Source organism: Pseudoalteromonas sp. MT33b, from assembly GCF_014117385.1.
Lineage (GTDB): Bacteria > Pseudomonadota > Gammaproteobacteria > Enterobacterales > Alteromonadaceae > Pseudoalteromonas > Pseudoalteromonas lipolytica.
The window spans coordinates 338605-363720 of sequence record NZ_CP059832.1 but is presented as its reverse complement, the minus strand read 5'-3'; the positions used below and the strand labels follow the sequence as shown (position 1 = coordinate 363720).

Below are 25116 nucleotides of genomic sequence, written 5' to 3'. Positions count from 1 at the left end.
AAATACTAGTCATCTATGTGGGCACAGCGACCAAACTCTGCTCCGCCTTTCACCGCTTCAACAACCTGTTTCGGGAAACTTAGTTCTTGGTTTATGCCATCTTTACATACAAAGGCTTTGTTGGCATCGACTTCAATGGTCACTGGTGTGGGAAGCCCGACAATACCAGCCATCATTTCGGAGCCGTTGGCACTGACACCGAAAATGCCATTGGTCATGAAGTTTTTCGCTTCTACGACACCTTGCTTACCAAAGAACTCCTGACCTGTCATCCAACCAATACCTTCCATATAGATGGTCGAACCAGCAGGCATGCCATTGATAAGCAGGCGGCCTGTGATAACAGATAAATCATCATTGGCATCAAGTACCATGTTCAATGGTAAACCAGCAATTTCAGCAATTTCTTCATGGCTCATATTATAAGGTGCCGCACATAGGTTGTAGATGAACTGATAGTATGGAACATCTTCGCACCAACGTAGACCACCGAGATTAGTCACTTCATCTGTTTTAGCATTCCAGACTTTCACCCCCTCACCGAACGCTCGACGACCAAATCCACGTTGTGCACCAAAGGCGATACGCTCACCATCATAAGAAATTACAGAAGAGTTGAGTGCTCCGAAGTCCTTGTAGAGGTCTCGTAACTTACCATCCACCCACGCAAGCTGAGAGTTATTGTTGTTGCCTGAGCCGGTCACTGTTTTACCGTTACCAGAGATTTTATCTGCACGCACCCATGCTTCGGTTCGCTCACCATTAATACGTACTTCATAGCCATCTCCCCAAGAGCGAGGAATAAACTCTAAGCCATCGGTTAATGGTGTTGCTTTGCCTGTTTTAACATCCCAGACTGTTGGAACGCCATATGAACTTGACGCCTTGTCTGGTGCACACTCTACGCCACCAGTATTGGGGCGGCGAGAATTACCAACAACGGTTTTACCAGCATCATCCATATCCCAAATAGAGTGCGAACTCACACCTGACTGACTTGCCAGCGCACAGGTGTTATTGCTTGGGTCTTCAAGCACAGAGAGGTGGCCTGAACTGATATCCCATACTGCACCTTGACCAATGCCGTTACCGTCAAGATCAGCAATAACTGCCGCCTTTGTGGCTGTTTTACTCATCGCAGCAGAAGTGGCTTTTAAAGGCGCAAAACCTTGCGGCGTCTCCAGTGTTTCAAAAGTATTCTGTGTGCTGTTATAAATAAATGGTGTACCACCCTGAGTAGTACCTAATGCTTTCTTGCCATTTTTTGCATGATCGCTTACCCAGGCTGCCACAAGCGGGGTGTATTGAATACCATCTTGATAGCCATTGAAGTACATTTCAACTTCTTTAGTTTCACCTCCAGCGACAATGATTTCGGTCATGTTACACGCATTGTCAAGCGCTGGCGAAGTGCCTTCATCTTCATTCCAATATTCATTTTCAGAAATGATATCGGTTGGTGTCGTGGGGTAGCCGCCAGCACGAATTGGATCCATATACAGCGCATAGCGGCCACCAGGCGTTAAGCCGTTGATTGTGAATGAGCCATCAGGGCCTATACGCCCTTGGGTCATATTCCCACTTTGTTGGGTGATTACGTCTTGCAATGGATTATCGAGGTTACGGGCAACCATATTCATGCCTGCATACTCAACACCTTCTTTGGTGTAAAGTTTTCCTTTAATGGTTCCGTATTTGGTTTTGTAATCCGCAGTTGGATATAAATCAGAGATATTGACGATATCATCGCGTACATTGACCGTACCCTGTGCTTCGCCCTCGATACCACGTACATTAATAAATGGAAACATTGTTTCGATACTGTCGACAGGCGCACTATTCCGCCCAGTGTACGAATTCGTACCCGCACAACCAGCAACACCATCATACATAAGGTAGTTTGGGTTAGCTATATAGGTAAAGTGACCATTTGCCTGTGAGTGTGACATATTCATCGCGTGGCCAAACTCATGAGTAAATACGCCTTGTATCATCTTACCCTCGGTGTCGTTGATATCGACATACCATCCATTCATCAGCGCAGTTGCTTCTAGAATTTCACCCGTTTCTTCATCTGCCCATTCAGGAAAAGCAATACCGAGCACAGATGAACGAGGAACTCCAAAGTAATTTTCGAGGATCGCACCGTCAGTATCATAGTTAACCCAAAAACCGTAGCCGTTTTCGGCGCCATATATTTGGTCAACATTAGAAGCGTTAACGTCGCTAATACCGGTTTGACTTTCAATTGTGCCTGCAAGTGCCATGTCTAAGGTTGAGGTTTCAACATTTGACCACTGTGCGACAGCATCTGCTGTGACTGCATTCGCCTGCTCAATCGTTAGAAAAGTGTAATCTCGGTCTAAAGGAACGTATTTTGGTAACACAGTGCCATCTGGTAAAGTTATATCGACATTGAATGTCGTGCCTTGCTCTAATATGGTAAAAGCCTGAACGTCGTTACCGTCTTTGTCTTTAATAACTTGACCACCATCCGTCCATACAGGAATAGTGCCTTTGGAGGTGTCCCATTTATACGGTGCCATGGTTTTATCATGAATATATAAAGGGCCGCCAGCGAGTGAACTGGCTGAAAGAGTGGCTAAGGCAAGGGCTGCTGTAATTTTTGAAAATTTCATTATTGTTGTACTCCAGTCAGTTTACCCACCAAATTTATAAATACATCGGCCTTAACTGCTCCCGGACTGGTGAGCATATTGCGTTCTTCATTTGAAAAATTAGATGTATCCATGTCTTCAAATAGACCGGCATTTGCAAATTCGTTTACGACTTTGCCATCGCGTACAACAAACTTACCTTGTGCCATGCCCGCAGTTGTTTGAAAACCGGTAATAGAAGCTGGTTTGTACATAAAAGCAATGACGTTTTCACCTTCATGCCACTTTGCGAAACCATCTGGAGTAACCCCTAAATACACTTTGCCATTGCCCATTGAGCGAGGCTTAATTAAACCAAATTGACGAAAAGTGTAGGTCGAGTTTTCTTTTAATTTGCCTTTTGCATCAGACCCAACTTGAATAGTGACTTCAGTGTAAGGACGCTTGTTGTCAAACCCATCGGTTACTTTAATAACCTCGCCAGTAATAATACTTTGAGATGCTTGCGTTAGTTCTTGTAAGTTTTGTTGCTTTAATTTCATTGCATTGGCAGCTGGCGACAATGCCATCGCAGTGCCTAGTGCAAAAATAGATGCACATGACAGCTTGGTTAATGACCTGCGTAGTTTCATTCTTATCTCCTATCATTCTTTAATTCGTGTATTTATTGTTTTAAATCAGGATTTATAACTACAAAAAACCTAATCACTAATTATTTATGGTTGAATAAAGACAAGAGTTCACGCAAAAACATGTAGCCTTTTGTACACTTAAATTTAACATTTAGGTTACAATTTAAAAGGTGCTTATTTTTTATTTTAAGGTAGGGTAAAAAGAAGAAAAGTGAATTTAAAACCTATATATTCAGAAAGTTAAAGTTATAGCAGCATAACACATTGGTATACGTTAACAGTGCAAAAGTGAATGAAAGGTTAACAAAAATAAGGTTGTAAAAAGGAATGTTCCACCTAGATAAGTAAAGTAGCGATATGCAAAGTAACTTCACTTATCTAGTTCTAGTGCCTTTTATGATTGCCTAAAAAAGCGCAACTTCTTCTGTTTCGAGTGTGAACGTTTTACCATTTGCAAAATAAATATCTATATAAAAAATATGACTGCTTTGCAGTTCAGGCGCTTGATTTGGTTTTAGTTCAATAAACACAGGTGCTGTAGTAGGTAATATGTCAGCAAAATCAGCGACACTGGCATAGCCTCCCTCATTAAAGTAGTCAAAGTCATTCACATACATCTCTGTGACATTGAAGATACTATTCAAGCTCATACCAGCCGTTAGTTCGCTGCTATAATCGGCGCTTGAATAAACATTAATTGCAGTGATGCTATTAATACTACCAAGCACCACAGCCGCCACTGGGCAATCAGCGTATTCTTTATTAGGATCTGGTTCGTTACCGTCTTGATAAACACCGTCACCCATTCCGCTTAGCTTGATTTTATAGGTGTCAAAGGCAATGGGTGTAAGTGTATTTGCGCTATCCTGTTCAGCTACCACAGCGTAGTTAGCAATATCGATGGCTACAGGTGAAGGCGGACATGTTAATTCATCATTTGAATCTGAATTACAGCCAGCTAAAACACTAGCAAGTAAACCTATTAAAAGAAGTTTTTTCATTGTTTTTCCTTATTTTAGTACTCTATTTTCCTTGCTGAAAATGATAGCTCAAAATCCCTCTGCAGTAACAACTTTGCAGTCATAATTGAATTAAAGGCAGCCTTTTAGGGCAATCGCCAAAAGGATCATAAAAATGCCATCTATGCTCTATTTAATAAAATTAGGAATTTTAGCGTAAAGCGCGTATAATTCGCGCCCGTTAATATTTAACCTTTTATATATAAAATTATTGGAGCACAAAGATGGCTTTAGAGCGTACTTTTTCAATCGTAAAACCTGATGCAGTTGCTAAAAACCACATCGGCGCTATCTACAACCGTTTCGAAACTGCAGGTCTTAAGATCGTTGCAGCTAAAATGGTTCACCTTTCAAAAGAAAAAGCTGAAGGCTTCTACGCTGAGCACAGCGAGCGTCCTTTCTTCGGTGCTTTAGTTGAGTTCATGACATCTGGTCCAGTAATGGTTACTGTTCTTGAAGGTGAGAACGCTGTACTTAAAAACCGTGAAATCATGGGTGCTACTAACCCAGCTGAAGCGCTAGCAGGTACATTACGTGCTGACTACGCTGACAGCATCGACGAAAATGCTGTTCACGGTTCAGACGCTGTTGAATCAGCTGCACGTGAAATCGCATACTTCTTCGCTGACGAAGAAATCTGCCCACGTACTCGTTAATATCGAGTTCACAGCTAAGTCTGTGATGCAGAAGAAAAAGGGCTTTCGAGCCCTTTTTTAGTCATTAGCTAAGCTTATTATTCGTCTGTTTAGCTAATGACTAAGTCGATTAAATAATATACAATCGCGCACCCTAAATACTTATACCACCGTCACTGATTGAGGTTGTTTCATGACCACAGAAAAAAAGATTAATTTATTAGATTTAAACCGAGATGCAATGCGTGAGCTTTTTGTATCCTTCGGCGAAAAGCCGTTCCGTGGCGATCAGGTGATGAAATGGATTTATCATTTTGGTGTAGATAATTTTGACGACATGAGCAACGTCAATAAAAAGTTAAAAGAAAAGCTTAAAGCTGAATGTGAAATTGTTGCACCCGAGATCTCAGTAAAACAAGTAGCAAGTGATGGCACAATTAAATATGCCTTATTGCTACAAGGTGGCCAAGAAGTTGAAGCTGTGTGGATCCCTGAAAAAGACCGTGCAACCTTATGTGTATCGTCACAAGTAGGCTGTGCGCTAGAATGTACTTTCTGCTCAACAGCGCAGCAAGGCTTTAACCGTAACCTAACGGTATCTGAAATTATTGGCCAAGTATGGCGTGTTGCTAAAGATATTGGCCTTGATGGCGATAGCACCAAACGCCCTGTTACTAATGTTGTAATGATGGGTATGGGTGAGCCACTTTTAAACCTTAAGAATGTTGTGCCAGCAATGGAACTGATGATGGATGACTGGGGTTTTGGTCTATCAAAGCGTCGCGTTACACTGAGCACATCTGGTGTTGTTCCTGCTCTTGATTTACTAAAAGAAAAAATCGACGTTGCGTTGGCCATCTCTCTTCACGCGCCAAACAACGAGCTGCGTGACGTGCTAGTGCCTATCAATAAAAAGTACCCAATTGAAGAGTTTTTAGCGGCGTGTCGTCGTTACATCGATGGCTCAAAAGCGAATAAAGATGTCACTATTGAGTACGTCATGTTGCAAGGCATTAACGACAGCACCGACCAAGCCCATGAACTGGTTAAAACATTAAAAGGGACACCGTCTAAAGTAAACCTTATTCCGTTTAACCCATTCCCTGGCAACGAATATGGTCGCTCAAGTAATAGCCGTATTGACCGTTTTTCTAAAGTACTACAAGCGGCAGGCATTACCTGTATTGTTCGACGTACTCGTGGTGACGATATTGATGCAGCCTGCGGTCAATTAGTGGGCGATGTGGTTGACAGAACAAAGCGTTTAGCGAAAAAGAAAATGCGCGATGACAACGCAATTGCTGTTAATATTCATCAAGCATAATCGTTAAATCCAAGACAAGCCTTTGTGTTAAGCAGCTTATTTTTAAAATAATAGATGCAAGACAAAGGCTTTTCGGTAAGATAGGCATACGGAATCAAACAAGAGATTAGGTAATGCGATCTTTACTTGCCATAACTGTTAGTGCTTTAGCATTAGCTGGGTGTGTCACAGAAAACAGCTACAACGGAAGTAACAAACCTGTTGTTGAAAATAAAATCAATAATACTGGTGCCGCGCGTACTCGTATAGCCCTTGCTTTACAGTACTTAAAAACAGGCAATAACTCGCAAGCAAAGTATAATTTGGAGCGTGCAGCTGACTTCGCACCGCAACTACCTGAAGTACACTATTCTCTGGCATATTATTATCAGCAAGTTGATGAAAATGAGTTGGCCGACAGGGCCTATCAACAAGCATTAAAACTTGATCCCGACGATCCTAATACCTTAAATAACTATGGGGTCTTTTTATGTGGTATCGGTGAATATGACCGCGCCGCAGAAGAACTCCTTAAAGCCATTGCGATTCCAAGCTATATTCGTGTAGCCGAAAGTTACGAAAACTTAGCGTTATGTGCCGTTGAGTTTAATGATTTTGAAAATGCTGAAAAATATTTTAAATCAGCATTAAGTCACAGCTCACAACGCCCATCATCATTAATAAACCTTGCAGGTTTATATTATGCTAAAAGCGACTTACATAAAGCACAGGAAGTCGTGGAGCAATTTGAATCTACAGGCCGTGTCACTCCTCGCGCTTTAATGCTAAGTTACCTAATTCAACAACGCATGGGCCACATTGAAAAAGCAGAAACCACGGCGGCCATTATTTTACAAACTTACCCCGGCTCAAGTGAAGCTAAAGCCATCTCCTCTCAGCAGTTAAAGAACACTGAATTTGAGATTTTACAAGAAAAATACCGCCTTTCTCAGTTAGAAGAACTGCTCATTTCAAGCGATTACTCGTCGGTAAGTAAAGATCAGCCAAAAATCCGTATCGTAAAGAAAAAGGCACCGCCTAAGCCACAACAACCCAGTTCGGCGAGCACAACAGTAGCTGCAAACACAACAATAGAGCCTGTCGCGACAATTAAACCTGTCGCAACTGAAGAATCAGCAGCGGTGTCTGTCGCTGCAGAACCAACAGACACACAACCTGTGGCAACCATGCCAACGCCAGCAGACTCATTACCAGAAGTAAAATCTGTTGAAGTTGCGCAAGCTGATATTGAGCACGTTGACGCAGTCGAAGAAAAGGCCGCAGTCGAAGAAGAGGCCGCTGTCACGGCACCTAAACAACAGCCAGTGGCAACCGTACAAAAAACGCAGCCTAAAATAGGCGGTTTTACCACCGTGTCATCACGCCCAGTAGTAAAAACCGCGGTGGCTAACGATACCTCAGCAGTTATGAATGCACTTGGTTCATCACAAACCACAACGCCAGCAGTTGAGCCCACACAAACAAACAGTGATGACGTAAAAATTGTTTCATTTGGTGCTCCACAAACACCTGAAATAAAACAGCAAATTGAGCCATCTACAAACGCGGTGAAAAAAGACACTGGCACCGTAGTTTTTTACGAAGCAGAAAAAGATGCCGATGTATTTAACACCCGTTCTTCTCGTTCTGCGCAAACAAGTAACACGCGCTACAGCGTCAGCACAGAGCAATTACAACTGCCCATGCTGAACCCCAGTGTCGCCGCATTAAATATTCCTTACCATGTTATTCAAAATGGTGAAAACCTATTTAGCATTTCGGTGCGATACAATGTTAAACTACAGAAGATTTTGCAATGGAATGGCTTAAAAGAATCGGATCGTGTGCAAAACGGCACAAAAATCTATTTAAATGATCCGCACATTTACCATGACATTAACGCTGGCGATACTCTTTATGGCATAGCCACCCAGCATAGCGTATTGATCGATCAATTAATGCGCTGGAACAAATTGAGCCCAGATGTAGCCCTAAAACCTGGGCATAGACTCTTATTGGTAGACCCAGACTCATACGCATTATGAATGAAGAAAACACGTTAGAACAACCGCAAGAAACGCTCGGCCAAGCGCTAAAAAAGCACCGCGAAAATGCGGGAGTGAGCCTTGAGCAACTTGCCGGAGCATTAAAATTATCTGTTTTACAATTACAGAGACTAGAAAACGACGAACACGAGTTACTTGGCCCTGCCACGTTTGTTAAAGGCTATATTAAAAGTTATTGCCGAGAGCTTAAAATTGACAGTCAAGCCATGCTTGCATTACTGCCTGAGCAGATAGAACCTGCGAAAAAGTCAAAAATGCAAAGTTTCTCTCGTCGTACTGAAAAAGAAGCACATGACAGCCGCTTAATGTTGTTCAGCTACTTTATTTTAGCTGTAATCATTGGCTCGTCTGTTTTTTGGTGGTGGCAAAATAGCGCACCAGCGATTGAAGAGCCCATTAAGACAATTCAGCCAAATCAACTTGAAACAAGTGAACTTTCGTCCCCTGTTCAAGAGCCTCCCGTTGGCCAAGAACACACTGAAAGTGCAGCACCAATCAGTACTGATTTAGCTGTTGCAGAGTCTGAACCAGCTTCTGCGACAACACCACCTGTGACACCAGAGCAAGCAAGCTCAAGCGATCCTGAACAAAGCACCATTGTCATGCACTTTAATGAAGACAGCTGGGTTGAAATTCACGATGGCAACGGTGACCGCGTAGCATTTGGCGTAAAAAAAGCCGGCTACGTCATGACTGTCACAGGTCCACAGCCATTTAATGTCGTGCTAGGCAAACACCAAATGGTTGATATTACGTTTGAAGGTCAACCTGTCGACACCTCACATTTTGCCAAAAACCGATTAGCTAAATTTACTTTACCGTTATCAGAGTAACCGCAATGTTTTCAGAATCTCCTATTAAACGCAGAAAATCGACACGCATTAACGTAGGCAATGTCCCCATTGGTGATGGTGCACCGATTGCTGTTCAGTCGATGACTAACACCAACACATTAGATGTCGATGCAACGGTTGCACAAATTCAAGCCATTCAAGACGCTGGAGCCGATATCGTTCGTGTTTCAGTGCCTACCATGGAAGCGGCTGAAGCATTTAAAAGCATAAAAGAACAGGTCACTATTCCACTGGTGACTGATATTCACTTTGACTACCGCATTGCACTAAAAGTAGCGCAGTATGGCGCAGATTGTTTACGTATAAACCCTGGTAATATTGGCAGTGAAGAACGTATTCGTGCAGTGGTAGACTCTGCACGCGAGCACAATATTCCCATTCGTATTGGTGTAAATGGCGGCTCATTAGAGCGCGATTTACAAGAGAAATACGGCGAGCCAACGCCCGAAGCATTACTAGAATCAGCAATGCGCCATGTTGAGATTTTGCAACGTTTAGACTTTGATCAATTTAAAGTCTCGGTTAAAGCATCAGACGTATTCTTAGCAGTCGGTGCGTACCGGCTCCTTGCTAAAGAAATTGATCAGCCTCTGCATTTAGGTATTACGGAAGCTGGCGGTATGCGTTCTGGCTCAGTCAAGTCTGCAGTGGGTTTAGGTATGCTGCTTGCCGAAGGTATTGGAGACACATTACGTGTGTCACTTGCGGCTGATCCAGTGCAAGAGATCAAAGTTGGCTTCGATATATTAAAATCGTTGCGTATTCGCTCGCGTGGTATCAACTTTATTGCGTGTCCAAGCTGTTCGCGTCAAGAGTTTGATGTTGTTAGCACGATGAACCAACTCGAAGAACGCCTTGAAGACGTTGTTGAACCCATGTCAGTGTCTGTCATTGGGTGTGTGGTTAATGGTCCCGGTGAAGCCCTCGTGAGTGATATTGGCCTTGCGGGTGCAAACCGTCGTTCAGGCCTTTACATTAATGGCGAGCGTCAAAAAGCACGTATCGATAACGACAACATTGTTGACCAGCTCGAAGGCTATGTGCGCGACTTTATCGCTAAAAAAGAGAAAGAAACGCCAATCGACATCAAAATAGTTGAATAATACGAATATAGTCGGCAAACCCAGCGGTTTGCCGTTTACCTTTACCGCTCAGACGTTATAATAGCGGGTCAATTTTTAGTTTTCTTGATGCGTAATGATTATTTACGCAAGTACAGTATTTAGGATTTATCAGTGGCAAAACAAATTCAGGCAGTTCGTGGTATGAACGATTGTCTGCCAGGCGACACGCAGATTTGGCAGAAAGTAGAAAATATCTTACGTGATACCGTTTCATCGTTTGGTTATCAAGAAATTCGTTTTCCAATTGTTGAGTCAACCGATCTATTTAAACGCTCTATTGGTGAAGTTACTGATATCGTTGAAAAAGAAATGTACACATTTGCTGACCGTAATGGCGATAACCTAACACTTCGCCCTGAAGGAACCGCGGTGTGTGTACGTGCAGGTAACCAAAATGGCTTACTGTACAATCAAGAGCAACGTTTATGGTACATGGGACCGATGTTCCGCCATGAACGTCCACAAAAAGGCCGTTATCGCCAATTCCACCAATTTGGTTTAGAAACATTCGGCATTGCCACTGCCGATATTGATGCAGAAGTTATTTTGCTTACAGCCCAATTATGGAAAGAATTTGGTATTAGCGAACACGTTCGTCTAGAGCTTAACTCATTAGGCTCTAATGAAGCACGTGCTGACTATCGCGATGCCCTTGTTGCCTACTTAGAGCAACATGTTGATGTGCTAGATGAAGACTCAAAACGTCGCATGTATTCTAACCCATTACGTGTTTTAGACAGTAAAAATCCAGATGTACAAGCAATCTTAACTGATGCACCAAAACTGTCTGAGCATTTAGATGCTGAATCAAAAGAACATTTTGAAAATTTATGTGAACGTTTAGACGCAGCTGGCGTCGAATACACGGTAAACGAAAAGCTTGTACGTGGCCTTGACTATTACAATCGCACAGTTTTTGAGTGGGTGACAGATAGTCTGGGCGCACAAGGAACCGTATGTGCCGGTGGTCGCTACGACGGCCTAGTTGAGCAACTAGGTGGTAAAGCAACCCCAGCCGTTGGTTTTGCAATGGGTCTTGAACGTTTAGTTCTGCTACTACAAGCATTAGAATGTGTAGGTGACATTCGTCGCAGTGCTGATGTATATTTGGCAGCCATGGGCGACAAAGCCAGTATTCAAGCGCCTATCATCGCAGCTCAACTTCGCAAAGATGTGGCGGGTCTTCGAGTGATGGTTCACGCTGGCGGCGGCAATTTTAAAAAGCAATTAAAACGCGCTGATAAAAGCGATGCATTAGTTGCGCTCATTATCGGCGAAGATGAATTAGAACAAGGCGTTGTGACTGTAAAATATTTACGTGAGCGTAAAGAACAAGTCACCTTAAAACTAGAAGAAGCGAAAACGCTACTAGCTGAACTTATTTAAGTTCAGTTAGCAACAGAGGTAAGCATGGAAATTTATTCAACAGAAGAACAACAAGCAGAAGCGATTAAACGCTTTTTTCGTGAAAACGGTGTCGCACTGGCAGTGGGTATTATCGCAGGCCTAGGTGGTTTGTATGGCTGGAAAACATATAATCAACACCAAATCACCAGTGCTGAAAATGCATCAGACTCATTCACTCAACTTGTTGATAGCGGTGCCGTGCTAGACAAAGCAGAAACGTTTATCAAAGATAATAATGAATCAAGCTACAGTACCTTAGTTGCTTTCGTTGCAGCTAAAGAAGCCGTAGAAAAAAATGATCTTGATGCGGCAAGTGAAAAACTTAATTGGATTATCACGCACGAGAAAAACACCGAGTTAAAAGCCACAGCTGCAACGCGTCTTGCTCGTGTTCATCTTGCACAAAAGCAGTATGAGCAAGCATTAGCAACATTAAACTCAACGTTACCAGAATCATTTGCTGCAACGGTTGCGGAATTAAAAGGCGATGTGTTTGCTGCACAAGGTGACAAAGACCAAGCGCGCAGCCAATATCAAGCTGCGGCTGATAAAGGTGGCCTTGAAAATAACCCGTTATTACAAATTAAACTTGATGACTTAGCACAAACTAGCCCAGCGGCATAAGGGGTTAAGATGAAGAAGTTAACAGCGGCAACACTTGCTCTGTGTATTGCGACCCTAACGGGGTGTTCATCAAGTGATGACGAAGATGAATTAGTATTACCAGAAATTGTTAATCAGTTTGAAACAAAGGTTGTTTGGCAAGAGTCGATTGGTGATGGTGTTCAGCACTATTTTTCTCGCCTCACTCCAGCGGTATATAACGACGTTGTGTATGTTGCCAACCGTGAAGGTGAAGTAGAAGCCTTATCGCTTGAAAATGGCGATACTCTTTGGCATACCGATGTACGTGAAAACCCCGCTTTTTGGCCTTGGGAAACATCTGAGAGCGCTAAATTATCAGGCGGTATTTTACAAGCTTATGGTAAAATATTCGTTGGCTCTGAGCACGGCTATTTAACTGCTCTTGACCGCGAAACGGGTGAAATTATTTGGCGCAAAACAGTGCCGGGCGAAGTACTTTCAAAACCCGCTGCGGGCGATGGCCTAATATTCGTTAATTTGGGTTCTGGTAAATTACTCGCCATTCACCCAGACACAGGTGAAGAACGCTGGCGTTATGAGCAAGAAGTACCGCCACTAACACTGCGTGGCCAAAGCTCACCAACGGTTGCGAATGGTGGGGTATTAATAGGCCTTGAAACAGGCAAGCTCAACGTATTAATTTCAGAAAACGGTTATTCTGCTTGGAGCGCTGAAATTGCGTCACCAAAAGGGGCTTCTGAGTTTGAGCGTTTAGTTGATGTCGATACACAAGCTTTAATTAGCGGCCCATATGCTTATGCTATCGCCTATAATGGTAACTTAGCAGCCGTGGATATTCGCTCTGGTAATGTTGTATGGAAACGTGAGTACAGCAGCTACCGTGATTTATCGATGGACAGCCAATATATCTATATTGTTGACAGCAACGGTGTGGTATACGGCTTAGATAAAGTGTCTGGTATTGAACGTTGGAGCCAACCTGCTCTACGTGGCTGGTACTTAACAGGCCCAACAGTTGCTGGAAAATATTTAGCATTGGGTGACCAAGAAGGTAACCTACACTGGTTAGATAAAGAGTCGGGCGAGCTTGTATCGCGTGAAGACTTTGACAGCTCAGGTTTCTTTATTGAGCCTGTTGTTGCCGGTGACAAGTTAATTTTATACACCCGAGATGGTGAAGTTAGCGCGGTTAAAATTCCAGACTAACTTACTAATAGTAAACGTTATTTTTCTAAGGCTTCGCTTGGCGAAGCCTTTTGTTGTTTTTTAAAGAGGTAGTTTATGCTTCCCGTGATCGCTCTTGTTGGGCGACCCAATGTGGGCAAATCCACATTATTTAACCGTTTAACACGTACTCGTGACGCCCTCGTTGCCGATTTTCCAGGCTTAACACGAGATAGAAAATATGGCCAAGCTGACTATGATGGCTATGAATTTATCGTGGTAGACACGGGCGGTATTGACGGCTCTGAGCAAGGTATCGAAACTGAAATGGCCGAGCAATCGTTACTCGCGATTGAAGAAGCCGATATCGTATTATTTTTAGTTGATGCGCGCGCAGGCATGACAGCCGCAGACCAAGCAATTGCTAATCACCTACGTAAACAGCAAAAGAAATGCTTTGTTGTCGCAAACAAAGTAGATGGTATTGATGCTGACTCATACTGTGCAGAGTTTTTTCAATTAAGCTTAGGTGATATTCACCACATTGCCGCGGCTCACGGTCGTGGTATTACGCAGTTACTTGAAACAACACTTCAACCAGTTATCGCTGAAATGGCTGCACAAAACGATGACGTTGAAGAAAGTGATGACGAATTAATTGATCTTTACAGTGAAGACGACGACAGCGAAGAGAACCAACAAGCATTTGCAGATAAACCTGTAAAACTCGCAATCATTGGTCGCCCAAATGTGGGTAAGTCTACGCTGACTAACCGTATTTTAGGTGAAGAACGCGTTATCGTTTACGATATGCCAGGTACTACGCGCGACTCTATCTACATTCCGATGACGCGTAATGACAAAGAGTACATCCTTATTGATACCGCTGGTGTTCGTAAGCGTAAAAAAGTAAGCGACGTTGTTGAGAAATTTTCTGTTATCAAAACGCTGCAAGCTATTGAAGATGCAAACGTTGTATTACTGGTTGTTGATGCTCGCGAAGGCATTTCAGATCAAGACTTAAGCTTATTAGGGTTTGCCTTAAATGCAGGTCGTTCGCTCGTTGTAGCCGTAAACAAATGGGACGGCTTAGACGATTACGTTAAAGAACGAATCAAATCTGAGCTTGACCGTCGTTTAGGCTTTATTGACTTTGCACGTTTACACTTTATCTCTGCGTTACACGGCACCGGTGTGGGTCACTTATTTGAATCAGTTGATGAAGCATATGAGTCTGCGACTAAGCGTATTAGTACTGCAATGCTACGTCGTATCATGGACATGGCTCAAGCGGATCATCAGCCTCCTCTCGTTCGTGGCCGTCGTGTTAAGCTTAAATATGCGCATGCCGGTGGTTATAACCCACCACGTATCGTTATTCACGGTAACCAAGTTCATGACTTACCTGATAGCTATAAACGCTACCTAATGAACTACTATCGTAAAGCATTGAATATCATGGGCACACCTATCAAAATTGAATTTAGAGAAGGTGATAACCCATACGCAGGCCGCACCAATAAAGTGACCTTATCGCAAAAACGTAAAATACGTGCATTTGCGAAAGAAAACCGCAATAAGTCATAAACTTCATTCGGTCATGAAAAAACCTTGTACGCATTTGCCTACAAGGTTTTTACTAGTAACTTAAGCTTTGATCAACATATAAATCACCTATTATCTTCCCCATCTCTTTTTTCATTTGACTTACTTGGCTCTTATGTAGCTTCCTTGATTCATTGACACTAGAGCTTGCGACGGCAACGAGAGAATCAAGTGCTCGATTCCTTCCTTCAATAGCCTTTCTCCGACTAACAACATCTACATTCTTAATATAGTGTTCTTTTAAATCAACAAAGTGGAGATAAACTAAAGATAAATCTTGTTCCTCTGGGTATGTTTCATCAGCGCACCAACAACTCAGCTGTATATCAATCTTATGAGTAATAAAATCTAAAAATTTAGGTGTATATATTTCCTTTTTTTCTATTGGATGAATGATCTGGAGAACTCCTCCATCAGCTAAAATACTTAAGTAATTTATCGTGTCTATTGTTACAGTATTATCCGTCGTTATTGACTGAGTAATTATATTTTTTATCGATGACCTGGATTAAGTAGCCATTTTCAGTATTTTTTGAAATTAAAAAAAATTTTATTAGGTGCGCATCCCCCACAAGCTTAGTGACATAACCTGGTTGGGTTTGATAAAGTTGGTAGTAAGAAAAGCTTTCTTTATCTAGGCCTAGCATTGAAAAATAAACTGCTTCTGTAATACGTGGGTGGCTGGTATTGGGCTGGTATTGGTATCGTGCGCTACACAATTAAATACCATTACCGCCCCAAAAAGCAGTGCAGCTTTACGCTTATAATCCTTCATATTCAGCTTCCCTTGGCTTTAAAATTTGCTTTCTACATTTAACCATACTCCAACAATCCGTTTCGGGTACACCGTAATACCACGCTCTAAAAATCGGTTGATACTTTTCAATTACCCGTTGTTGCATACGTTTTGAAAAATGAGGTAAGTACATAGTTTTGATCACCGTAATGTGCCTTGTGATCATATCTCCTAAATTAAAGCGCGCTTGGCGATACAGAATGTCTGCTTTTTTATATTCCCTGCTATCAGGTGTAAAGTTTTGCATGTCTTGCTTAGGGCCAGTCGCCCAGCCAGCTACTTTTTTCATTTGTTCAGTAAACGGCTTAACGGTAAACGTGATATGAGTGGGGTCATCAGCATCAGTGGGCCCAAAGCCTCGCGTAAATACATTGTAGTGATAATTAGGATGAGTAACCTTAAAAAGAATTGTTGCATAGGCGTTGGGCTGTAATAAATCCAAACGCTCCCGTGGGAAGGTAATTGGCTCATTAGCATGCGTGGTTTTAAAGTATCTATAACCGGAGTCTATGCCACAACTACTGTGACCGCATGACTCTGTGTACACGGACTCTATCAAAAAAGGGAATTCTGGCACTGAGCCATCCTCTGTTTCAATCGTCACAACAATAGGCCCACGATAGCCATGAGCCTTATCGAATACCGTAGTGCAACTTGTTGTCAAAAAACACGCCAGTAGCACACAGTAAAATTGCAGTGCAGTTTTACGCTTATAATCCTTCATATTCAGCTTCCCTTGGCTTTAAAATATGTTCTTGGCAAGTCATTTTGTTCCAACAATCCGTTTCGGGTACACCGTAATACCACGCTCTAAAAATCGGTTGATACTTTTCAATTACGCGTTGTTGCATACGTTTTGAAAAATGGGGTAAGTACATAGTTTTGATCACCGTAATGTGCCTTTTAATCATCGCCCCCAAATTAAAGCGCGCTTGGCGATACCTAATGTCTGCTTTTTTATATTCCCTGCTATCAGGTGTAAAGTTTTGCATGTCTTGTTTAGGGGCAGTCGCCCACCCAGCTACTTTTTTCATTTGTTCAGTAAACGGCTTAACGGTAAACGTGATATGAGTGGGGTCATCAGCATCAGTGGGCCCAAAGCCCCGCGTAAATACATTGTAGTGATAATTAGGATGAGTAACCTTAAAAAGAATTGTTGCATAGGCATTGGGTTGTAATAAATCCAAACGCTCCCGTGGGAAGGTAATTGGCTCATTAGCATGCGTGGTTTTAAAGTATCTATAACCGGAGTCTATGCCACAACTACTATGACCGCATGACTCTGTGTACACGGACTCTATCAAAAAAGGGAATTCTGGCACTGAGCCATCCTCTGTTTCAATCGTCACAACAATAGGCCCACGATAGCCATGAGCCTTATCGAATACCGTAGTGCAACTTGTTGTCAAAAAACACGCCAGTAGCACACAGTAAAATTGCAGTGCAGTTTTACGCTTATAATCCTTCATATTCAGCTTCCCTTGGCTTTAAAATTTGCTTTCTACATTTAACCATACTCCAACAATCCGTTTCAGGTACGCCGTAATACCACGCTCTAAAAATCGGTTGATACTTTTCAATTACACGTTGTTGCATACGTTTTGAAAAATGAGGTAAGTACATAGTTTTGATCACCGTAATGTGCCTTTTAATCATCGCCCCCAAATTAAAGCGCGCTTGGCGATACCTAATGTCTGCTTTTTTATATTCCCTGCTATCAGGTGCAAAGTTTTGCATGTCTTGTTTAGGGGCAGTCGCCCACCCAGCTACTTTTTTCATTTGTTCAGTAAACGGCTTAACGGTAAACGTGATATGAATAGGGTCATCAGCATCGGTGGGCCCAAAGCCTCGCGGAAATCCGCGGTGGTGATAATTAGGATGGGTAACAGTAAACTCAATCGATGCATAGGCGTTGGGCTGTAATAAATCCAAACGCTCGCGTGGGAAGGTAATTGGCTCATTAGCATAGGCAGTTTTAAAATATTTATAACCAAATTCAATACCACAACTACTGTGACCACATGACTCTGAATAGGCCGACTTTATCAAAAAAGGGAACTCTGGCACTGAGCCATCTTCTGTTTCAATCGTCACAACAATGGGTCCACGATAGCCATGAGCCTTATCGAATACCGTAGTGCAACTTGTTGTCAAAAAACACGCCAGTAGCACACAGTAAAATTGCAGTGCAGTTTTACGCTTATAATCCTTCATATTCAGCTTCCCTTGGCTTTAAAATATGTTCTTGGCAAGTCATTTTGTTCCAACAATCCGTTTCGGGTACACCGTAATACCACGCTCTAAAAATCGGTTGATACTTTTCAATTACGCGTTGTTGCATACGTTTTGAAAAATGGGGTAAGTACATAGTTTTGATCACCGTAATGTGCCTTGTAATCGTCGCCCCCAAATTAAAGCGCTCTTGCCAAAGCTGCATTTTCCCATTGAAATGCTCATTACTATCTGGTGCCGCGTTCTGCATCATCACTTTGCCTTGCTCGGCCCACCCAGCTACTTTATTCATTTGTTCAGCAAACGGCTTAACGGTAAACGTAATATGAATAGGATCATCAGCATCGGTAGGCCCAAAACCTCGCGGAAATCCGCCTTGGTGATAATTAGGATGGGTAACCGTAAACTCAATCGATGCATAGGCGTTGGGCTGTAATAAATCCAAACGCTCACGAGGGAAGGTAATTGGCTCATTAGCATAGGCAGTTTTAAAATATTTATAACCAAATTCAATACCACAACTACTGTGACCACACGATTCCGAATAGCCCGACTCTATTAAAAAAGGAAATTCTGGCACTGAGCCATCCTCTGTTTCAATCGTCACAACAATGGGCCCACGATAACCATGTGCTTTATCAAATAAAAAATCACAGCCTGATGTCAAAAAACACGCCAGTAGCACACAGTACATTACTAAATTTTTCACACTATTAACCTTCTATTTTAATAATTATTTAGCGCTAATAATGGGGTTGTCGGCACTGCCACTAATTTGGTAGCCATAAATATTTGCAAGTTGCGCCAGCTCAGGCGATAAAACAAGGCCGTTGTCTGTATCAAACAATAGCCCTAACTCTTTTAATAAATCAGCTTTATTGTTTTTTAAAATATAACCAAGCGCTTCATCTCTTTCATAGCGAGTCATGCTTTTATTTGTACCTACCATTAACATTATTAGCTATTGATTAAGAACACCATATAAACAACTCTCATTTACATGCTTTAATAAGGCCAGTTTATTTTTCAAAATAAAATCAAGATAAGAAATTTTTTCATTGTTTAACACACGTTCTTTATTTAGATTAATCTCAACATTATTGAGCTGTATAACTAAATTTTGAATATAACTTAAACCATAACCAGCTTACGTTCTAAGATCTTCTATTTCAGACTCTATTTGATTGACATCATTTAAATTAACAGCGAGTAATTTAGAGCTAAAAAGCAGCAAACCAACCAAAAAAACAAGATACAAAACTACTAGGCCTAATTTCCATAACTATTCCTTATCATTAAAACTCCCCCTTTATTAAAACAAACATTACATCAATTCAATAATGTATCAAACAAAATAAATATTAAAAAACAGAAAGCATAATAAATCACTACATTAAAATAAAAACAAACAAAATATAACTACAAAAAGAAAAAACAACAATTAGCTATTAAACAACTCAAATAACATTGAAAATAAAAAACAGCTTAATTTATTCAACTAACAAGGACGTTTATTTATCTATGTATATTTTTCTCCTCATGCTTTTTCATAATTTTTAATTTCTGAGCATATAAAAAGAGTCAATTTAAGAGCTCAGGCAACATCATCATCTGAACTTGTTGGCAACATAAATGCAGGTGATAAATATGCAGTTATCGGTACAAGAAGCACCGGTAGCGGGTTAAATATTTAGCACAACGATGCATCATACCAGGCTTATGGCAATGGATATTTCGGTCAAACTCAGGGCTCTTATATTGAGTTATCTCAAGATCAAGATGGGAATGATATAGGCTCTGTTCCAAGTAATTCGCGAATAGTGGTCTTACAGGAAGTAGGCGAGAGTATTTTAACCTGGTTTGATGGTAAGCTAAGCCGTTTGAATAAATCAGATGTTGATCTAGACATTCCTGTTAGTGATTATGAGTTTACCTCAACCCCTTCCACCCAAGTTATGATTGAAGAGATATTTTCATATTCCATTACTGTTAATTATGTTGGAGGCGTTGAATATAGCCTTGTTAAAGCACCTAGTGGCATGGTAATTAACCAAAATGAAATAACGTGGATGCCTTCTGATTCAGATATTGGGCAATCCACGGTTATTATTCGTGCAATAATTGATGACCAAGTCATATTGCAATCATTTACTATCGATATTTCAGCACCATTTCCATTGTGTAATAATTTAAGTGATATAAATACCAAATTCATAAGACAGAAGAGCTAGGCAAGAACTCTAACAACTATAAAAACCTTGTACGCATTTGCCTACAAGGTTTTTTTATCCCTGCAAAACAGCAAAAACTGTGCTTTATTTATAGGACGAATAAAAACAAGAGCACAATGAATGGAGTTTATAAGTCAGGTTATTTACGTCGATAACGTAGAAGAAGTACTCGACTTTTATTATCAAGCATTTGGTTTTAATACCATATATGGACTCTCTCCGATTGCAAGACAGTAATTGATAGAATTTCAAAGTTCATTGCTGCCATATATTCGGCTTTTTTATGAGCGGATTTATCCGCTCTAGCCCTGATGGATATCCGCCCCTATCACCTTATCAATCTCGACGGCTTCTAACAGCCTTTGGTATTATCAGGTTTAAATAGGACGGCTATGAACCGTTTTCCGTCAATCTCAATCTTTGCAATTTTTGCTATTGAACTTTTGTCTTTTAATTGCGGTTAATGTTTTTATACAAATTTGTACCTCTCTTGTTTTACGGTCATCGCCCATGCCATTCGCGCCATTTTATTCGCTAATGCAACCACTGCTTTATTAAATGGCAGCCGCTCCCGCAGGTTATTTGCCCATAAGCTTACCTTGTCAGCTTTACTCCCCGATTTGACTAACGCAGCTCTGGCACCATTAATCAGCTGAGTTCGCAAATAAGTATTTCCTCGTTTACTTATTCCCTTTAACTTGGGGTTATCGCCAGTCGTATGCTGTTTGGCAACTAGTCCCAGCCAGGCTGCCATATGACGTCCACTTTTAAAGGTTTTACCATCACCTATTGCACTATACAAAGCTGTTGCGATGATGGGACCTATTCCTGTCATTGTTTCTAATTTCTGGCACTGCTCTATCTGATGGCTTAAAGCTTTTATCTCGCTATCCAAATCCGTGATTAACTTATCTACCTCAATTAATTCATCATACAAACTGGCTATATATCGACGAGACAATGGCGTTAACATGTTACTCGCATCTTCTAAAATATCGGGGATAGACTTTCTCACTTGATTAACGCCTTGCGAGAGGCTAATACCATATTCGGCTAAGAGGCCTCTGGTTTGATTCACTAAGGCCGTTCTACATTTTATTCGCCGCTCTCTTATACGGTGCAACAGTTGAATGTCTTGTTGCTCTACACTTTTTATTGGCACAAATCGCATATTCACTCGTTGTGAAGCTTCAGCTATCGCTTCTGCATCATTGAAATCATTTTTATTTCCTTTTCGGTAAGGGACTACATATTGTGGAGCGATAACTTTCACTTCATGACCATAGTTTTGAATACTTTGTGCCCAGTAGTTTGATGAGCCACACGCTTCCATGACGACAATTGCGGGCTCTAAATTACAAAAATACTCTTTCATGTTAGTGCGTTTGAGCTTTTTCTTTTTGAGCACTTTTCCCGAGTTTGATAACCAAACTAAATGAAAAATGTTCTTGGCGATATCTAATCCAATTGTTATTTTATTCATGTGACTCTCTCTACTTTGTTTACGCTAAAACTTACCCTAAACTACTATGGCGCATTATGACGCCGTTGGGGAGTGGAGAGAGTCCATTCCATTAATCATATTAGTGACGATGCAGAGTACGGCGAGCTCGTAACGGGCACGGTGAAATTAGCGTTTGCCACTCACCCACACGCGCAATCTTATTTTAAGCAAGGCTACATTCGCGCGCACCCGAAGCAACCCGCATTGGGATTTGAATTAAGATTTAGTTGTGAAAACCTAGCACAAAGCTACGATAAAGCCGTACTTGCAGGTGCTGAACCTTTATGCCCACCGACAAAAAAAGACGCCCAACATTATGCCTATTTAAGGGCCATTGAAGGTACATTGGTGTGCCTCATTGAGATTTAACTTTTTGTCAGCTCGGTATGCAGCTCTAGTGTCAGCACGCGAAGTTCCTCAAGGCGATCTAAGCTCATATTAGAGCGTGCCATTAACTTAGCCGTTAATTCTTCCGCGTCTGTTTTAAGCTGTATGCCCTGCTCTGTTAACGAGATCACTTTTTTGCGTTCATCTTCACTAGAGACTTGGCGAGTTAACAAGCCTTTTGCTTCTAACCGTTTCACAATAGGGGTCAGTGTGCCTGAGTCTAAATGCGTATCAAAAGAAAGCTCTTTTAAGCTTACTTGATTTCTGTACCACAAAGAATGCATCACGATGTATTGCGGATAGGTTAAGTCATACGCTTCGAGTAAAGGGCGAAACGCTCTTATTAGCGCATTAGTCGCACTGTAAAGCGTAAAACACACATTGTCTGATAAGTTTTGAGTCATTGCAGTGCCTTAAAGATAATTACTGCGGCTATTATTACGTTAATTTACTTTGCGCGCAAATTATTTTCGAATAACACTTGCCATTTGCCTAAAAGATCATTAAATTGATCACAAATAGTTTGCGCGCAAATGTTTTGCGTAAATCTTAGTTTGTTATTTCACTAGCATTGCTAGATTAAAAAATACGAGGTTTTTATGGCTACAAGTCAACAGATTCATTTAGTATCACGCCCTACAGGCATGCCGACCCACAATAACTTCAAGCAAGTAGAAATAACATTGCCTGAACTACAAGACGGTGAAGTCTTAATTAAAAACACCTGGATGTCAGTCGACCCTTACATGCGCCCACGTATGATAGATCGTGAATCTTACATCGAACCCTTTAAATTAAACGACGTTATGGATGGCGGTGCCATTGGCGAAGTAATTGAATCACGTAACAACCAATTTCCTGTTGGCAGTAAAGTAACTCACCTTAGTGGCTGGCGCACTGCACACATTAGCGATGGCAGCGACTTAACCTTATTACCTGATGTTCCACTGCCTGATCAATTATTTTTAAGCACCATGGGTATGACAGGTTTAACTGCATGGGCAGGCCTTACAAAAGTTATCACTCTAAAAGAAACAGACACTGTGTTTGTGTCTGCTGCATCTGGCGCAGTCGGCAGTGTTGTGTGCCAAATTGCTAAGCTAAAAGGCTGTAAAGTTATCGCCTCGGTGGGTTCAGATGAAAAAGCACGCATGGTTAAAGACTTAGGGGTTGATGCTGTAATCAACTACAAAACCGTTGAAAACCTTACTCAAGCACTTCAGCAAGCCGCTCCACAAGGGATTGATGTTTACTTTGAAAATGTCGGTGGCGACCACCTTGAAGCAGCATTAAATGTGATCAACGATTACGGCCGCATTCCTGTTTGTGGCATGATCTCAGGTTACAACAACGACACGGCGCAACCTGGGCCAAATAACTTATTCTTCATTAACTCTAAAAAGTTAACCGTACAGGGCTTTATTGTTATTGATTATTTTGACCAATTCCCTGAATTTATCGAGCAAATGGGCGCATGGCTCAGTGAAGGTAAAGTTAAGTCTGAAGAAACAGTATACGAAGGCATAGAAAATGCCGTAAATGCTTTTCTTGGTTTATTCGAAGGTAAGAATAAGGGCAAAATGCTGGTTAAGCTATAACACGCTAAACGTGTAATAAACAGCCTGTGTCTTCGCTGACACAGGCTTTTTAATAGTGAAAAAATTTAAAAAATACCATTCTCAAAACCAGAAACACATATGAAACAAAAACACAGCATAACGATGTTTTATACCACTGTGCTTAATTAAGTGGTCTATTTTTAGGCAATAAAACCGCGTTGATAACAAAGCAAAAATGTCGTTATTTAGTTGTGCTCGGCAATTGCTCCTGCATTGCTCTACCTGCATCCATGCAGTCGTAAATCAGACATGTTTAACGCAGGTAGCGACTGGTTTAATCACTCACAATGATTAAGTATTATTGCACAATGGTATTAGCAATGGCTCGCACAGTTTCGTTTTTTGCGTTATTGAACAGTTTATTTAAAAATACATAAATTCAACCCACTAAATTACTTAATCAGCACGGTAGAGCGAACCACCGTATTGATTCCTAATCAAGTGTCCCTTACTTAGCCCTGCTTCAATAAATGTCATCATTAAACCAACCAAGGGGACAAACCAAAGTAAGCAGTTCCAGCCTGATTTTCCAATATCATGCCAACGTTTAGTCTGGGACGCCATGAGTGGCCATTGAAATAAAATAAAGACACCAATAAATAAAAACACATCAATGACAGCAATGGTCTGAGTCAATAGATAAAACCCATGTACAAACCAGAACTGTTTACGATTTAAACGCCCTTGAAAAGAAAACAGTACATCACAAATAGCTAAATCTCGAGGTTTCGAGAGGTACATAGCTTTGCGAGTTAGCTCAGCCTCAGGGGCTTTATATAGGTTATCAGCCATTCAAAAGCGATAAGTATGCCAGCTGTGCCAGTTTTTCTAATGATGAGCTTGCCTTAGATTCTGGTTTTTCAGCATCAACAGAATAACGCCTTTTTGGGATCTTAACTTGAATAAAGCCATGGTTGTTTGCCATATCGAGACGGAATAGTTCACGTTCTTTTGGGGTTAGGTGATTTTCATGAATTTTTTCAAGTTCACCATTATCAAGCCAAATCGCGGCACAGTTGGGGCACTCATCTAACTCAACTACTTTAAGCGGGGTAAAAAAACGCCGCATCATCACGATATCAGGGCACTTAGGGCAATTAATCCGCTTGGTAAGATCAATGCATTCTGTCGGTAATGTTTGTAAGTGTGCGACCAGCACCTGTGCTGTTTTTAAATTGGGATCGCTGAAGTGAAATATTTGCCGATTATCAAAAAACACGCCACCCGTTGATGAAAAATACACCTTAGTATCGCCAATACTCACCTCATTAAGGGGTGTATTTGTGCGTGGACAATCCATAAAACATCCTTGTT

The 25116-nt window shown here is 41.4% G+C and carries 25 protein-coding genes; 12 read left to right on the top strand and 13 right to left on the bottom strand.

The window, feature by feature from the left end; all coding sequences use genetic code 11:
* Positions 1-5: 5 nt before the first annotated feature.
* The 3 genes from H3302_RS17675 to H3302_RS17665 all read right to left on the bottom strand — a co-directional run bounded on the left by H3302_RS17675 (position 6) and on the right by H3302_RS17665 (position 4251).
* Complete coding sequence (locus H3302_RS17675; protein ID WP_182396723.1) at positions 6-2639, bottom strand: hypothetical protein; 2634 nt, start codon at positions 2637-2639, stop codon at positions 6-8.
* Positions 2639-3250, bottom strand: coding sequence for a hypothetical protein (locus H3302_RS17670; RefSeq protein ID WP_036972403.1), 612 nt, complete (start codon positions 3248-3250; stop codon positions 2639-2641). Before H3302_RS17670 ends, H3302_RS17675 begins: the two co-directional genes overlap by 1 nt.
* Positions 3251-3654: 404 nt before the next feature.
* Positions 3655-4251: a hypothetical protein gene (locus tag H3302_RS17665; RefSeq protein WP_036972404.1), complete on the bottom strand. Its 597-nt coding sequence runs from the start codon at positions 4249-4251 to the stop codon at positions 3655-3657.
* Between the two features lie 242 nt (positions 4252-4493).
* Between H3302_RS17665 and ndk the strand changes: the two genes are divergently transcribed.
* From ndk to der, 9 genes are all read left to right on the top strand, one after another.
* Complete coding sequence (gene ndk / locus H3302_RS17660; RefSeq protein ID WP_036972405.1) at positions 4494-4925, top strand: nucleoside-diphosphate kinase; 432 nt, start codon at positions 4494-4496, stop codon at positions 4923-4925.
* A gap of 172 nt (positions 4926-5097) precedes the next feature.
* Complete coding sequence (locus tag H3302_RS17655; RefSeq protein ID WP_036972406.1) at positions 5098-6228, top strand: bifunctional tRNA (adenosine(37)-C2)-methyltransferase TrmG/ribosomal RNA large subunit methyltransferase RlmN; 1131 nt, start codon at positions 5098-5100, stop codon at positions 6226-6228.
* Between the two features lie 113 nt (positions 6229-6341).
* Entirely contained in the window at positions 6342-8252 is a 1911-nt protein-coding gene (gene pilW, locus H3302_RS17650) for a type IV pilus biogenesis/stability protein PilW (RefSeq protein ID WP_182396722.1), read from the top strand.
* Positions 8249-9106, top strand: a complete 858-nt coding sequence (locus H3302_RS17645) for a RodZ domain-containing protein (RefSeq protein ID WP_075593185.1) — start codon at positions 8249-8251, stop codon at positions 9104-9106. Before pilW ends, H3302_RS17645 begins: the two co-directional genes overlap by 4 nt.
* Before the next feature lie 5 nt (positions 9107-9111).
* A complete protein-coding gene (ispG, locus tag H3302_RS17640) occupies positions 9112-10230 on the top strand; it encodes a flavodoxin-dependent (E)-4-hydroxy-3-methylbut-2-enyl-diphosphate synthase (RefSeq protein ID WP_036972409.1) in 1119 nt (372 codons plus the stop codon).
* Positions 10231-10362: 132 nt separating this feature from the next.
* Positions 10363-11637, top strand: coding sequence for a histidine--tRNA ligase (hisS, locus tag H3302_RS17635; RefSeq protein ID WP_036972410.1), 1275 nt, complete (start codon positions 10363-10365; stop codon positions 11635-11637).
* A 24-nt stretch (positions 11638-11661) separates the two neighbouring features.
* On the top strand, positions 11662-12282 hold the full coding sequence (locus tag H3302_RS17630; RefSeq protein WP_182396721.1) for a tetratricopeptide repeat protein: 621 nt from the start codon (positions 11662-11664) through the stop codon (positions 12280-12282).
* A gap of 9 nt (positions 12283-12291) precedes the next feature.
* Positions 12292-13470, top strand: a complete 1179-nt coding sequence (gene bamB, locus H3302_RS17625) for an outer membrane protein assembly factor BamB (RefSeq protein ID WP_036972412.1) — start codon at positions 12292-12294, stop codon at positions 13468-13470.
* Between the two features lie 75 nt (positions 13471-13545).
* Positions 13546-15015: a ribosome biogenesis GTPase Der gene (der, locus tag H3302_RS17620; RefSeq protein ID WP_036972413.1), complete on the top strand. Its 1470-nt coding sequence runs from the start codon at positions 13546-13548 to the stop codon at positions 15013-15015.
* A gap of 476 nt (positions 15016-15491) precedes the next feature.
* Here the strand turns inward: der and H3302_RS17615 are convergent, their stop codons facing one another.
* From H3302_RS17615 to H3302_RS17590, 6 genes are read right to left on the bottom strand one after another with little or no spacing between them, the layout of a single operon-like run.
* The gene (locus H3302_RS17615) at positions 15492-15752 is read right to left on the bottom strand and encodes a hypothetical protein (protein ID WP_143104559.1); all 261 of its coding nucleotides are present in this window, start codon (positions 15750-15752) and stop codon (positions 15492-15494) included.
* A 42-nt stretch (positions 15753-15794) separates the two neighbouring features.
* On the bottom strand, positions 15795-16553 hold the full coding sequence (locus H3302_RS17610; protein ID WP_074988523.1) for a hypothetical protein: 759 nt from the start codon (positions 16551-16553) through the stop codon (positions 15795-15797).
* On the bottom strand, positions 16540-17298 hold the full coding sequence (locus H3302_RS17605) for a hypothetical protein (RefSeq protein ID WP_182396720.1): 759 nt from the start codon (positions 17296-17298) through the stop codon (positions 16540-16542). Before H3302_RS17605 ends, H3302_RS17610 begins: the two co-directional genes overlap by 14 nt.
* The gene (locus H3302_RS17600; protein WP_182396719.1) at positions 17285-18043 is read right to left on the bottom strand and encodes a hypothetical protein; all 759 of its coding nucleotides are present in this window, start codon (positions 18041-18043) and stop codon (positions 17285-17287) included. Before H3302_RS17600 ends, H3302_RS17605 begins: the two co-directional genes overlap by 14 nt.
* Positions 18030-18770 carry a hypothetical protein gene (locus H3302_RS17595; protein WP_182396718.1) on the bottom strand — a complete coding sequence of 247 codons (741 nt, stop codon included), beginning with the start codon at positions 18768-18770 and terminating at the stop codon, positions 18030-18032. The genes H3302_RS17600 and H3302_RS17595 overlap by 14 nt, the downstream gene beginning before the upstream one ends.
* A gap of 24 nt (positions 18771-18794) precedes the next feature.
* Positions 18795-18989, bottom strand: coding sequence for a hypothetical protein (locus H3302_RS17590; RefSeq protein WP_155950855.1), 195 nt, complete (start codon positions 18987-18989; stop codon positions 18795-18797).
* Between the two features lie 952 nt (positions 18990-19941).
* Here H3302_RS17590 and H3302_RS17585 point away from each other — a divergent pair.
* Positions 19942-20292 carry a hypothetical protein gene (locus H3302_RS17585; protein WP_182396717.1) on the top strand — a complete coding sequence of 117 codons (351 nt, stop codon included), beginning with the start codon at positions 19942-19944 and terminating at the stop codon, positions 20290-20292.
* A 469-nt stretch (positions 20293-20761) separates the two neighbouring features.
* On the opposite strand, the gene H3302_RS17575 is transcribed toward H3302_RS17585, so the two are convergent.
* Positions 20762-21775: an IS110 family transposase gene (locus H3302_RS17575; protein ID WP_065979998.1), complete on the bottom strand. Its 1014-nt coding sequence runs from the start codon at positions 21773-21775 to the stop codon at positions 20762-20764.
* Positions 21776-21847: 72 nt separating this feature from the next.
* Here H3302_RS17575 and H3302_RS17570 point away from each other — a divergent pair, with 72 nt between their 5' ends.
* The gene (locus tag H3302_RS17570) at positions 21848-22165 is read left to right on the top strand and encodes a glyoxalase (protein WP_182396716.1); all 318 of its coding nucleotides are present in this window, start codon (positions 21848-21850) and stop codon (positions 22163-22165) included.
* Here H3302_RS17570 and H3302_RS17565 read toward each other — a convergent pair.
* A complete protein-coding gene (locus tag H3302_RS17565) occupies positions 22162-22587 on the bottom strand; it encodes a MarR family winged helix-turn-helix transcriptional regulator (protein WP_036972421.1) in 426 nt (141 codons plus the stop codon). The two genes, H3302_RS17570 and H3302_RS17565, sit on opposite strands and share 4 nt — an antisense overlap.
* A 195-nt stretch (positions 22588-22782) precedes the next feature.
* Between H3302_RS17565 and H3302_RS17560 the strand changes: the two genes are divergently transcribed.
* Entirely contained in the window at positions 22783-23781 is a 999-nt protein-coding gene (locus H3302_RS17560; protein WP_182396715.1) for an NADP-dependent oxidoreductase, read from the top strand.
* A gap of 417 nt (positions 23782-24198) precedes the next feature.
* Here H3302_RS17560 and H3302_RS17555 read toward each other — a convergent pair whose 3' ends face one another.
* Together H3302_RS17555 and H3302_RS17550 are read right to left on the bottom strand one after the other, a co-directional pair.
* On the bottom strand, positions 24199-24594 hold the full coding sequence (locus tag H3302_RS17555) for a DUF805 domain-containing protein (protein WP_182396714.1): 396 nt from the start codon (positions 24592-24594) through the stop codon (positions 24199-24201).
* Positions 24587-25102, bottom strand: coding sequence for a zf-TFIIB domain-containing protein (locus tag H3302_RS17550; protein ID WP_182396713.1), 516 nt, complete (start codon positions 25100-25102; stop codon positions 24587-24589). The genes H3302_RS17555 and H3302_RS17550 overlap by 8 nt, the downstream gene beginning before the upstream one ends.
* Positions 25103-25116 lie beyond the last annotated feature (14 nt).